This window comes from Luteibacter sp. P4_E6, assembly GCF_056401535.1.
This window is the reverse complement of sequence record NZ_JBFUJE010000002.1, coordinates 16698-29210: the sequence shown is the minus strand read 5'-3', so window position 1 is coordinate 29210 and position 12513 is coordinate 16698. Positions and strand designations below refer to the sequence as shown.

The 12513-nt window shown below is 65.0% G+C and carries 13 protein-coding genes; 9 read left to right on the top strand and 4 right to left on the bottom strand.

Features of this window, described 5'->3' with window-relative positions; all coding sequences use genetic code 11:
- Window positions 1-6 precede the first annotated feature (6 nt).
- Complete coding sequence (locus tag AC1DT2_RS00360; protein WP_477293360.1) at window positions 7-1512, bottom strand: DHA2 family efflux MFS transporter permease subunit; 1506 nt, start codon at window positions 1510-1512, stop codon at window positions 7-9.
- Window positions 1513-1605: 93 nt separating this feature from the next.
- On the opposite strand from AC1DT2_RS00360, the gene AC1DT2_RS00355 reads away from it, so the two are divergent.
- Window positions 1606-1740: a hypothetical protein gene (locus AC1DT2_RS00355; RefSeq protein WP_255548713.1), complete on the top strand. Its 135-nt coding sequence runs from the start codon at window positions 1606-1608 to the stop codon at window positions 1738-1740.
- Window positions 1741-1779: 39 nt separating this feature from the next.
- Window positions 1780-2256, top strand: a complete 477-nt coding sequence (locus AC1DT2_RS00350; protein ID WP_063571296.1) for a VOC family protein — start codon at window positions 1780-1782, stop codon at window positions 2254-2256.
- Window positions 2257-2266: 10 nt separating this feature from the next.
- Here AC1DT2_RS00350 and AC1DT2_RS00345 read toward each other — a convergent pair whose 3' ends face one another.
- A complete protein-coding gene (locus AC1DT2_RS00345; protein WP_477293357.1) occupies window positions 2267-3145 on the bottom strand; it encodes an NmrA family NAD(P)-binding protein in 879 nt (292 codons plus the stop codon).
- A 102-nt stretch (window positions 3146-3247) separates the two neighbouring features.
- Between AC1DT2_RS00345 and AC1DT2_RS00340 the strand changes: the two genes are divergently transcribed.
- From AC1DT2_RS00340 to AC1DT2_RS00310, 7 genes are all read left to right on the top strand, one after another.
- Window positions 3248-4129 (top strand): LysR family transcriptional regulator, encoded by an 882-nt coding sequence (locus tag AC1DT2_RS00340; protein ID WP_477293355.1) that lies wholly within the window; start codon window positions 3248-3250, stop codon window positions 4127-4129.
- A gap of 66 nt (window positions 4130-4195) precedes the next feature.
- The gene (locus tag AC1DT2_RS00335) at window positions 4196-4957 is read left to right on the top strand and encodes a DUF4339 domain-containing protein (RefSeq protein WP_477293353.1); all 762 of its coding nucleotides are present in this window, start codon (window positions 4196-4198) and stop codon (window positions 4955-4957) included.
- An 82-nt stretch (window positions 4958-5039) separates the two neighbouring features.
- Window positions 5040-6509 (top strand): alpha-L-fucosidase, encoded by a 1470-nt coding sequence (locus tag AC1DT2_RS00330; protein WP_477293351.1) that lies wholly within the window; start codon window positions 5040-5042, stop codon window positions 6507-6509.
- Window positions 6510-6588: 79 nt separating this feature from the next.
- Window positions 6589-6855, top strand: a complete 267-nt coding sequence (locus AC1DT2_RS00325) for a DksA/TraR family C4-type zinc finger protein (RefSeq protein WP_477293349.1) — start codon at window positions 6589-6591, stop codon at window positions 6853-6855.
- 48 nt (window positions 6856-6903) lie between these two features.
- Window positions 6904-7512, top strand: a complete 609-nt coding sequence (locus AC1DT2_RS00320; RefSeq protein ID WP_477293347.1) for a histidine phosphatase family protein — start codon at window positions 6904-6906, stop codon at window positions 7510-7512.
- A 135-nt stretch (window positions 7513-7647) separates the two neighbouring features.
- Entirely contained in the window at window positions 7648-9441 is a 1794-nt protein-coding gene (locus AC1DT2_RS00315; protein WP_477293345.1) for a GGDEF domain-containing protein, read from the top strand.
- 105 nt (window positions 9442-9546) lie between these two features.
- Complete coding sequence (locus AC1DT2_RS00310) at window positions 9547-11118, top strand: methyl-accepting chemotaxis protein (protein ID WP_477293343.1); 1572 nt, start codon at window positions 9547-9549, stop codon at window positions 11116-11118.
- Between the two features lie 3 nt (window positions 11119-11121).
- On the opposite strand, the gene AC1DT2_RS00305 is transcribed toward AC1DT2_RS00310, so the two are convergent.
- The gene (locus AC1DT2_RS00305) at window positions 11122-11739 is read right to left on the bottom strand and encodes a helix-turn-helix transcriptional regulator (RefSeq protein WP_477293341.1); all 618 of its coding nucleotides are present in this window, start codon (window positions 11737-11739) and stop codon (window positions 11122-11124) included.
- A 54-nt stretch (window positions 11740-11793) separates the two neighbouring features.
- A complete protein-coding gene (locus tag AC1DT2_RS00300; protein ID WP_477293339.1) occupies window positions 11794-12501 on the bottom strand; it encodes a DUF899 family protein in 708 nt (235 codons plus the stop codon).
- Between the last annotated feature and the right edge of the window lie 12 nt (window positions 12502-12513).

The window sequence follows — 12513 nt, the reverse complement described above, 5'->3', positions numbered from 1 at the left end:
CGGCTCCTACATGGATTTTGGTTTTGGGGAGGGTCGGATCATCAACCCGGCCGCGATGGCCGATAGCACCGCCAGCCCCGCCGAAAGCAACATCACCCGCCGGAACCCCGCGACGAATGCCGCATCGATAGCGTGCCGCGCTGCGTCGTTCGTCACCGCGATGCCGGCCAGCTTCGCCTTTTGCGCCATCACGCTCTGCACCACGTCCGCGGGTATGCCCGAAGCAAGGCCTTCCTGGAGTGCCGCGTCGAAGCCCTGCGTCAGCACGATGCCGAACACCGCGATAGCCAGCAGGCCAGCTACGCGCGACACCGCGTTATTCACCCCCGACGCCGTGCCGGCAAGCTCCGGATTCAAGGCATTCATCACCGTGGTCGTCAGCGGCGCGATGGTGATGCTCATGCCGAGACCCAGCACGCAGGCGGCCGGAAAAAAGGTGGTCCAGTAAGAACCGCCGACGCCAGGCAACGCATAGAGCGCAAAGCCCGCGCCGGCAAGGGTGGGCCCGACGATCAACGGGAGGCGCGCACCGACCACGTCGACCAGCCGACCGGTCCATCGCGACAGCGCGAACATGATCACGATGAAGGGCAGCAGGGAGGCACCCGCCCCCGTCGCACCGTAGCCCTGTACCTGGATGAGGTTGAGCGGAACAAAGAACAGGCTGCCGCCGAGCGAGGCATAGAGCAGCAGGGTGAGCACGTTCGCGCCGGCGAAGTCGCGATCACGAAAGAGGCCCAGGGGCAGCATAGGCGCGGCGATGCGCATCTCCACCACGACGAAGATCGCCAGCCCCGCGACGCCGACGACAGCGGACGTCAGTACGGCAGGCGAGACCCAACCGTGCAGAGGTGCTTCGATGAGCGCGTAGATGACGCCGGCCAGCCCGATCGTCGCGAGCACGGCGCCCACGATGTCGATGTGACCGGCATCGACCCCCTTGCTTTCCGGTACCCGCCAGTAACAGATCGCGATGAGCACGATGCCCAAAGGCAGATTCACCAGAAAGGCCCAATGCCAGGACACATGCTCGACGAGGAAGCCGCCTAGCACGGGTCCGATCGCTGCCGTGATGCCACTGAATGCCGACCATGTGCCGATGGCGGCGCCGCGACGCTCTTTCGGAAAGGCCGAGGTGATCAGCGAGAGGCTGCCCGGAATGAGCAAGGCGGCGCCAAAGCCTTGCAGCGCGCGCATGCCGATCAACCACGTCATGCTTTCGGACGCGGCGCAGCCCAGCGACGCGAGGGTGAAAACCACCGCGCCGATGACAAAGACCCGGCGCCGTCCATAGTGGTCCCCCAGCACGCCTCCGACCAGCAACAGGGCCGAGAGCAGCAGCGCGTAACTTTCCATCACCCACTGCGCGTCCGCCGTCGTCGCATTCATGGCCCGCTGAATGGCCGGCAGGGCGACGTTGACGATCGTGCCGTCGACGAAGGCCATTCCCGAGCCGACGACCGCGGCGACCAGGGTCCAACGTCGTGCGGCTTCGCTTTCGGGAGGAGTCATCGCCACAGCGTAGCGCGACCATGAGCCCGCCGCCTTGAACGTTGCTTTGACGGCAGTGGTGGTCTGCTGGGCGTTCGGAATGCGGAGCCCCTCATGAAAGAGCGCGACCCCTACGACGAACCGACCACCGGATCCGGCGATCCCGGCCACGCCGAGGGTCCCAAGCCGGTCGAGCCGGTCAATACCGGTTCGGGCGACCCGCAGCACAAGGCCGAGCAGGCTGACTGACACCGGGCCTGCCCGATCGTCCCAACGAAGGAGGTCACCATGTCAGGCAGCTTCCAGCGCATCACGCCCTTCCTCTGGTTCGATACCCAGGCCGAGGAAGCCGCGAACTACTATGTCTCGATCTTCCCGAATTCACGGGTTACGAGCATCACCCGATACACGAAAGAGTCGTCCGAGGCCTCCGGTCGACCGGTGGATTCGGTCATGACGGCGGCCTTCGAGCTGGACGGCCAGCAGGTCACGGCGCTCAACGGCGGGCCGCATTTCACGTTCAACGAAGCGTTGTCGCTGGTCGTGCGCTGCCACGACCAGGCCGAGATCGACCATTACTGGAGCAAGCTTTCTGCCGGCGGCGATCCGAGCGCCCAGGCCTGCGGCTGGCTCAAGGACAAGTACGGCCTGTCCTGGCAGATCGTGCCGGACGACATTGAGGCGCTGGTGCAGAGCCCCGGCTCGGTCGCCGCCCTCATGCAGATGAAGAAGATCGACATCGCGGCGATGAAGGCGGCGGCCTGAGCCGTTCGCGTTACGCCTGCTTCCAGGCGGCCGCGGTCTCGCGTGCGAAGTCGCGGTAGTTCCGCGGTGCGCGGCCGAGCAGCGAGGTCATGATGTCGGTGGCGGAGGCTTTGGCCAGCATGCCTTCGGACTGGAAGCGGGCGAGCATCAGGCGCAGGTCGTACGCGGCCCACGACGGTGCGTTGCGGGCAATCGCCGCCTCGGCGACATCGAGATCGTCGCCACCATAAGCGACGGGACGGCCCAGCGTGTCGCTCCAGATGCGTGCAGCCGACTCACCGGTGAGTGCATCCGGTCCCGCCAGTTCGATGACCTCGCGCGGCAGTGCCCCCGGCGACCGCTCACGACGCAGCAAGGCCGCGGCGGCGATATCCGCGATATCGCGGATGTCCACCATCGACACGCCGACCTGACCGAGCGCCATCGGATAGACGCCATGCTCGGTGAGTGGCACCTGCAGGCTCGCATCGTTCTGCATGAAGTAGGACGGGCGCAGCACCGTCACCGGCAGGTCGTACTGCTCGATGGCGCGCTCGATCGTGTACTTGCCGGCGAAGTGCGGTACGTCGGCGAAGCGGTCGCCATTGAGGACCGAGAGGTAGACGATGCGGCGGATGCCGGCATCACGGGCGAGTCCCAGGGTCGCCAAGCCTTGCGTCAGTTCATCGGCGGTGACGGCATTGAGCAGGAAGAGGGTATCGACGCCCTCGAGTGCGGCGCGCACCGAGGGGATGTCGGTGAGGTCGCCGCCCACGGCACGAACGCCCTTGGGTGCCTTCAGCGTGTCCGGGCTGCGGGTGAGGGCGCGCACATCGGCGCCTGCTTCGGCCAGTCGCGCGGTGACGGCGGAGCCGATGTTGCCTGTGGCGCCAGTAACGAGAATGCTCATGATCAGTGGCCTTGTGTGGGTGGATGAGACAAAGATTGGGCGTTCCATCGGGGGGACGAAAGCCGCAGAATCGGGACACCTCGTCTCATCGGTGGAACGACCATGGACCTCCTCGCTCTCGCGGATTTCGATGCCGTCGCGCTTCACGGCGGCTTCGGAGCGGCCAGCCGCGTCACGGCGCGCCCCAAGGCCACGCTCTCGCGGCATGTCCGTGAACTCGAGGACGCGCTCGGCGTACGCCTGATCGAGCGTGGCGCCCGCCCGTTCCGGCTGACCGAGGAAGGCGCGACCCTGCACGCCGAGGCCCACGCGATGCTCGGCCGCATCGAGGATGTGGCCGAGGGACTGGTCGCCCGTGCTGGCGCTCCGCAGGGCGCGCTTCGCGTCAGCGCCCCGGTGCTCTTCGCGCACCGGGGCCTGGGACGTCTCGCCGCCCGTTTCGCCATGAACTTTCCGGCCGTGCACCTCGAGGTGGTGGTGGACGACCGCTTCGTCGATCCGCTCAAGGAGGGCTTCGATGTCGTGATTCGTGCAAACCCCGCGCCTTCGACCGAGCTCGCTGGCCGATGCTTTCTTCGCGACCGGCTCGTGGTTGCCGCGGCGCCATCGCTTGCCGAACCTGCCGATGGCGGCTCTTTTCCGGCGATCGTGCTCGGCGGCAGTCAACTGTCGGCATGGCGGCTGGGCACCGAAGGCCGGACGAAGACGATGCTGCCGCGCGAGGTGGTTCGTCTTTCCTCCATGGCCCTGGTGTATGACGCGGTGCGTGAAGGTGCCGGTGCGGCCATGATGCCGGCCTCACTCATTCGCAACGACATCGCCGCCGGCACGCTGGCATCGTGGGGCGAGGTGGACGGTCGCTCCATCGAAGTGTGGGCGCTGTATCCGCCGCAGCGTCACGTGTCCGGCAAGGTGTCGGCCTTCGTGAACATGCTCGTCGAACACTTCCACGGCGGATCGCCAGCGCATTTCGACACGCTCTGACGGGGCAGTCGTGGCTCTGTATGATGGCCGCGCGGTGATTCATCACGCGGAAACAGGGGCGGGGCATTGGAAGACGTACAGATCTGGCTGGGCCTGAACGGGCAACGATTCGGGCCGTATGCGCTGGCGCTCGTTCAGCGCTGGCATCAGCAGGGCATGCTCGACAACGGCAGCCTGTGCTGGCGTGAGGGGATGAGCGAATGGTCGCCGCTGGAGACATTCCTGCGCGAGAACGTTGCCGCCGCGTCCTTCAACGAGCCTCCCTCGTTCGAGGTACCTCCGCCGGGCCTCGCGCCTCGCGCCTCCGTCGTCGTCGCCGTCGCGGCACGCGATACCGCTCCCGTCGCTCCCTCGCTTCACTGGGGCCTGGTCTTCCTGTTCGGTGTGCTGACGCTGGGCATCTTCATCCTGGTCTGGATGTTCATCCAGTCGACGTGGGTGAAGAAGATCGATCCGGCCAGCCGCGCGACGACGTACCTTGCCATCGGCCTGGTCGTCGGCCTCAGCGGCGCCTTCGCGGGCCCCGACTCGCAGCTGTACTACGTCTTACAGCTGATCGATGTCGCTTTCGTCGTGATCGGCTACTTCTCGATGTCCGCATCGCTGAAGCGCTTCGGCATCGAACGGGGGCTGCCCATGGCGATCGGTGGCATCACGCTGTTCTTCTTCACTACCTTCTACCTGCAAGGCCAGCTGACCCGCATCGCCAACTGGCAGCGCACGGGCCTGGTCGAAGAGGCGCCGAAAAGCATCTTCTGGACGCTCTATGCCGTCGTGTTCGTCTTGTTCGCCATGGTGGCTGTCGTCGCGTTGCAAATGTTCCACTGAGTTCACGGAACGCATCGCTGCCGTTTGACAGGCGCGACGCTGGCAGCGAAAGTCGGTCGTCATCCCATGTGGAGCGCGGCCGTTGAATCGACGTGAGTTCGCCAAGGCACTGGCCGTGGCCAGTGTCATCGGAAGTGGATCGTGGTACGCATCGCGGGCCGACGCAGCCTCGGCAGGAGCGATCGCCACGACGGCAGGCAAGCATGTCGCCGTGGATCCGCAACGGATGCAGACGCTGCAGCAGGCCTTCCTCGACCTGCGCTTCGGCATGTTCATCCACTTGAACATGGCCACGTTCGAGGAGCGCGAATGGGGCGACCCCGCGCTGTCGCCCAAACTGTTCGATCCGAAGCACCTCGACACCGACCAGTGGGCGCGGGCGGCGAAGTCGGCGAACATGGGCTACGCGTGCTTCACCACCAAGCATCACGACGGCTTCTGCCTGTGGCCGACGAAAACCGGCAGTGCCAACGTCATGCAGTCGTCGTACCCGCATGACGTGGTGCGCCGCTACKTGGACTCCTTCCGCAAGGCGGGCCTCAAGGTTTGCCTATACTTTTCCATCCTCGACCTGCGTGCCGATATCCGCGCACGCACGGTGACGCCGGAGAAGATCGCGCTGATCAAGGCGCAGCTCACCGAGATCCTTACCCAGTACGGCCCGCTCACGGCGCTCATCCTCGATGGCTGGAACGCATCGTGGTCGCGCATTTCCTACGCCGAGCTGCCTTACCGTGACATCTACGATCTGGTGAAGACGCTACAGCCCGATTGCCTGGTCACCGACCACAACGCGGGCAGCTACCCGGGTACGGCCCTCTACTACACGGACATCAAGCAGTACGAACAACACGCGGGCCAGAAGATTCCGCCGAACAGCCCCGTTCCCTCACAATCGGGCACGACATTGCAGAGCGACTGGTTCTGGAAGAAGGCGTATCCGACCTCGGAACTCGCTTCGGCGAAGACCATCGTCGACGAGTGGCTTGTCCCGTTCAACGACAACCACTGCAACCTCATCCTCAACGTCGCGCCCAACCGCGATGGCCGCTTCGACGACAACGCGGTGGCCCGCCTCGCCGAGATCGGCCAGTTGTGGAAAAACACGGGTCCGGCGCCGAAGATCGGCCGCTCGGTGACGATCACCACGCCGGATCTCGCCGCCGGCAAGCCCGCCTGGGCCAGTGCCAGCGATGAGGCCGTCGGCCCCGACCAGGCATTTGACGACAACTTCCGCAGCTACTGGCTGGCCGACCGCGGCAAGACCGACGCCTGGATCGAAGTGCGTTTCGAGCAGCCGGTGGCATTCAATACGTTGTGCATCGTCGAAGCGGTGGGCGCGGAGGGATACGGCGAGACGAGTCGCATCGCCAGCTACAAAGTTGAAGTGGAGCGCGATGGTGCGTGGGTCGCGCTGGTGTCGGGTGAGAAGCCCTCGCACTACCAGTTCCATGAGGTGCCTCGGACCACGGCCAGCCAGGTGAGGTTGAGTGTGACCGGGCAGCAGCCAGGTATTACCGAGTTCGGCATTTACGATGAACCGCGCGGGTGAGGTGGCATGGTCACGCCCTTTGAAACCAACGGCTTGCCACCATATCGGTACTCTGAGGCTAGCCGCCGGGAGGTGACCCATGGCAACCGGATGGGCGGGCGATACCGCCGTGCAGGACCAGATCGACGCGACCATCGAGGACGCGGTGAAGCGAGCGCGCAGCCACCTGCCGAAGGGGCCGAGCCTCGAGCGTTGCGAGGAATGCGACAAGCCCATTCCCGAAGCACGCCGCAAGGCGGTGCCCGGCGTGCGGCTGTGTGTCGCCTGCCAGGAACAGGCCGATCGCGATAACGCCAGTTTCAGCGGCTACAACCGCCGCGGCAGCAAAGACAGCCAGCTGCGCTGAAACCTCTAGACTATGCCGTTCCCCACACCTGCACGGACGACCCGCGCGATGCTCGAACATGTGATCCTCGCCCGCCACGGTGAGACGGAATGGAATATCGCGGGCCGCGCGCAAGGGCGGGCCGATAGTCCACTCACCGCCGCAGGCATCGAGCAGGCGCAGGCTCTGGGTCGCAACCTCGCCGCACAGGGCGTTGAGCACATCGTCTCGTCGACACTCGGTCGCGCATTGCATACCGCCGAAGTCGTTGCGGAGATCATCGGCTGCGAAGTCAGCGTCGACGAACGCTTCGTCGAGCGCGCCTTTGGTGAACTCGAAGGCCGTTTCGTCGCGGAGGCGCTCGTTGAGAACGCGCAATGGGCAGAGGTGGTTCGCGGTCACGATCCGCTCGCTGCCGCCGGCGGCAGCGAATCGTTGAGCGATGTCGCACAACGCGCACTGCCGGCCCTCGAGGCCCTCCATGTGCTGCCTTATCGCCGCGTCGCCGTCATCACGCATGGTCATTGCCTGACGGCGCTCCTCGGCGCACTGCGCGGCGGCGGCGACTACGCGAGCTATCGCCATGGCAACTGCGCGTACACCCCGCTTACCGTCGCTAGTGAGGCCTATGTGGTCGACCGCTGGAACGTCGACAGCCAGGTGCTCGTCGGCGCCTGATTGCCGCGGCGGACGACGACGCGTAACGTCGCTTGTAATAAAAGCGAAATAACTGATTGCAAACGGTTTTTCTAAAGTATTGTCGCGCTCGGCCGTTACCCCTCGCAGTTCCCCGGCCCTCCGATGACGATGCCTATGAACACCCCTACCGGCGGTCGCGAACCGTCGCTGATCGAGCAGGCCCTGGCGGGAGACTCGCTGACGGCGGTTTTCCAGCCGGTGATTCGTGTGGATACGGGTGAAGTGGTGGCGCACGAAGGGCTGATTCGTTCGTCCTTGCCTCACTTCAACCTCACCCCGCCGGACCTGCTTGACCTTGCGCGCGCGCGCGGGCGCCTCGGCGAGTTCGAGCTCGCGGCGGCGCATTGCGTCGCCACGAGCTTTGCGGCGCGTGCGCTCACCGGTCGCCTGCTCGTGAATCTCAGTGCCCAGGCGATCATGCRGGACGGCGTACGTGCCGAGGACGTGCTCGAAGCACTCTCCATTCCGGGCTTCGACCTGGGCAGGGTAACGATCGAAATCACCGAACGCGACATCGTCGATAACCCGGCGAGGCTGGCCCACGCGCTCGGCTTCCTGCGCGCACGCGGCATTCGCGTCGCGCTGGATGACTTCGGTAACGGGCATTCGAACTTCGAGATGTGGAACGAGGTGCATCCGGAAATCGTCAAGATCGACCGCTACCTCATCAACGGCCTGGCACACAGCGTCGAGCGCCTCGCCATTGTGCGTGCCCTGATCTCGGTGGCTGAAACGCTGGGCGCGGAGCTGGTGGGTGAAGGTGTCGAGGAAGAAGCGGACCTTCTCATGCTTCGTGAGCTCGGCATTCCCTATGCGCAGGGCTTCCTGATAGCGCGGCCGTCCCCCGGCTCGACCATCGAGGCACCGGCGAACGTTATCGCTGCGCTGTCCGTCACCCACGTGCCGGTCCCGCCGCGGCCGCGCGGTCCGGTGTCGGCACGGCCGTTCACAGCCGGCCACATGCTGATCGATGCACCGTGTGTTTCGCCGACGCAATCAAACGAAGACGTGGTGGATCTGTTCGCGGCCCATCCGCGTTTGCATGCCGTCGCGGTGGTCGAGGAAGGACTCCCCGTCGGCATCGTCAACCGGCGCACGTTTACCGAGCGCATGGCGCAGCCGTTTGCGCGCGAGCTGTTCGGGCGCAAGCCATGCACAAGCTTCATGCATCCGGAGCCACTGCTCTGCGACGAAGAGATGTCGTTGCAAAGCATGGCCGATATCCTGCGCGGTGAAGACCAGCGATACCTGAGCGACGGCTTCATCATTACCTCGCACGGGCGCTATCTCGGGCTGGGCACCGGCGAAGCGCTGGTGCGCCGTGTCACCGAAATTCGCGTGGAAGCCGCACGCTATGCCAATCCGCTGACCTTTCTCCCGGGCAACCTGCCGGTCACCGAACATATCGTGCGTCTATTGCAGACAGGCCGTCCGTTCGCCGCTGCGTACTTCGACCTCGACAACTTCAAACCCTTCAACGACCAGTACGGTTACTTTCGCGGCGACGAGATGATCCGCCTCCTCGCCAGCACACTCACGGGCGACCTTCGCCAGGATGCCGACTTCGTCGGGCACATCGGTGGAGACGATTTCCTCGTCATCTTCCAGGGTGACGATTGGGTCGCACGTTGCGAAGGCATGCGCCTGCGGTTCAATGCGATGAGTGGCAACCTCTTCGATGAGGCCGATCGCGTGCGCGGGGGCATCGACAGCGAGGATCGCCACGGGCATCAGCGGTTCTTTCCGGTCACCACGGTGGCGGTCGGCGTGGCGTGCTTCGTCGATGCCTATCCGGTCGACCCGGAGACCGTGGCGAGTCTCGCGGCGTCGGCGAAGCGCGTGGCTAAAAACACGGGCACCGGGTTACACATGGTGACCTACGAAGCGCAGCTTCCTGTTGGCGTGTAACGAGATATTCAAGCCACTGAAATAAAAGCATAACCTGCAAAAAATAACGCTAAAGTTGGCGAACAGGCGGCCGACAGGGAGGCATCCCCGTCCCCCGAGTACGCCATGCGATTTCCCCGAATCCCGTTGCCTGTGCTGACGCTCCGCGCCCGTTTGTTGATGCGCATGGCTGGCACCATCCTTCTCCTTCTCGCCCTATGGATCGTCGGTGGCGTGCAGTTGCGCACCGCCGACCAGCGGCTGCAATCCGTCGTCGACGAGACGCTTGCGCCCGTGGCCGACGTCGGCCGCATCCAGAACGATTACAACGATCTGCTCGACGCCCTCGTGCATGCGACGCTCACCCGCCTGCCGTCCTCGGTCGATGATGCGGTCACCGCCATCGGCAGCGATCGCCACGACATCGACAAGCAATGGAAATCGCTGGTAGCCAGCGGTCTGGGCAAGGTGCAGAGCAAGGGAGTGGCACTCGCTGCCGAGCACCGAAAGGCGGCGGACAAGGCCGTGGATGACGTGATCGAGCTGCTCAAGGCGGAGCAGTACGATCTCGCACAACTGCAGCTGTCGAACGATGTGCAGTCCGCCGTGGGTCCGCTCAAGAGCGACTTTTCCAATCTGTTCGCGCTGGCGCTGGATGGCGGCAAGGCCGAGGCCCAGGCGCAGCATGAGGACATCCGTCGCGGTGGCATCACCTCGGCGATCCTGCTCGGTATCGCCTTGCTCCTGGCCAGCGTCGTGGACCTCGCGATCATCCGTTCGCTGGGCCGTCGGCTTCGCCAGGCATCCGGGGTCGCAGCCGCCATTGCGCGCGGCACGCTGGGCGCCCGCATCGACGTGGGACGCGGCGACGAGATCGGTAGTCTCCTGTCGTCGCTGGCGGCCATGGATACCCAGCTCGGCAACGTCGTGGTGCAGGTGCGCGATCGCGCCGACCACGTGGCCCAGGCGGCCAGCGGTATCGAGCGTGGTAACGATGCGTTGAACGACCGTACGCGCACCCAGTCAGGGCACCTGCGTTCCACCTCGGCATCGATGAACGACATGGCCAGCGCGGTGGCCGGCGGACTCAGCCATGCCAAGGCCGCGCATAGCGCCGTAGCGCAGACGCGCTCCATGACCGACGAAGGCCACCGCGTGGCGATGGACGCCATCGGCAACATGCGCGAGATCCGTCGCAGTACCGAACGCATGACCGAAGTGCTCGACGTGGTCGACCAGTTCGCCTTCCAGACCAACCTGCTCGCACTGAACGCGGCCGTTGAAGCCGCACGCGCGGGTGAGCACGGTCGCGGCTTCGCGGTGGTCGCCTCGGAAGTGCGTGATCTGGCCAAGCGCTGCGCCGCTGCGGCACGTGACATCCGCAGCCTGATCGCCGAGAGCGACGAAGCCGTCCAGGCCGGCGTGGATTCCGTCGACCGCGCGGGCGCCGTGCTCACCGGCATCGGCGAGCGTGTGAACGAGTTGTCCGGCCTGGTCGGCTCGGTCATGGACGCGACACGGAGCCAGAATGACGGCATTGCCCGCGTTAACGGCGCCATCCACGGCATCGATGAAACCACTCGCGAGAACGCGGTGCTCGTGGAGCAAGCCGCCGCAGCCAGCCGCGCCATGCGCGAAAGCGCGGAGATCCTGCGGCAGGAGGTGGCTTACTTCGTGTTAGAGGATGAGGCAGCCTGAGGGCTATATCGCCTCGCGCACGGCCTTGAGCGTCTTGTACAAGGTCGCGCGCGAAAGGCCGAGCAACTGTGTGATGTACGTTGCCGCGTGGCGAACATCGAACAGGCCTCGTTCCTCGAGCAGCGTAATGAGGGCCTCGCGGTCGACGATACCCATGCCGGTTAGCGTCGTACCCCGGTCGCTGAGGAACTGGCCGACGATGTCATTGACCTCCTCGCGCCAGTCATTGCGGAACAGTGCTGCGGGACGTGGTGCTGACTCGGCAAAGCGCAGGAAGTCCTTCGACATCGCCTGCATCGCCTCGACCATGCTCACGTCCACATTGATGCAGAGCAGGCCGATGGGTTTACGACGGCCATCGCGCAACACGGCCGTGATCGATTTCAACGACCGGCCGTCCGCGTTCCTCTTGGGGTAAGGGCCGATCACCGCCTCGTCCAGCGCGCCAAGGTCTTCCAACTCGGCCAGCGAATCGTCGCCAACCTTCCGCGGCGACATCCGATTGGCGATATGACGGATCGTCCCGCTGCCGAGGTCGTGGATCACCACCTCGGCATGCGGCTTGAACACGGTGGCTATCGCGTCGGCGACGGGGACGTAGGGGGCAAGGTAATCGACCATGCGCCGATCATCGGGGCCTTGATACGGATTGTCCAGAATGGACTTCCTGTTTTTTCAGCCGGTGTAGTCAAGGCTCGGATACCACGTGGGTCGCCGCCCCTCCGGCGTCGAATCCAGCACCGTCCACAGGGGCATGAGGTCCGGTGCGCCGCGCGGGTCTTCGCCGGGATCCGCCGAGTCACCGCCCATTTCCCCGGCCCAGAACAAGCGGATCGTGCCGTCGCGGCGGGTGAATACGTTGAACGCCGGTATATCGCCGCCATCCTTGCCGATGGCGTGATAGTCGCGACTGAAGCTGCCGTTGAGGTCCGTGTACAGCTTCAGATGCTGCCAACCACGTTCCTTCTTGAAGGCCAGTAGCTTCGATAGCGGCGAACGCGCCACCACTGCCAGCGCCACGTTCTGCTCCATGTCGCGGGCTTCGCCGTCCCACGCGCTCAGCAACGAAGTGCACATGGGGCAGGGGCGCTCGCGTTCCGGGCCGAACATGTAGCTGTAAACGACCAGGGTCTGCTTGTCGCCGAACAGTCCGGCGAGGTCGACCGGACCGTTGATGCCTTCAAACCGGTAATCGCCACGCACCTCACCACCTGGCGGCAGTGCGCGGCGCATGGCTGCGACACGCTCGATGTGCCGACGCAATTCGATCTCTTCGGCAAGCAGCGCGTTACGCGCACTGCGGTACTCGTCGCTTTCGTTCGGCATGCGGACGGTGTTGCGGCTCGCCAGTTCGCTGGCGGGCGTGAGCGGTTGGGTGCTCATGAGCATTCTCCG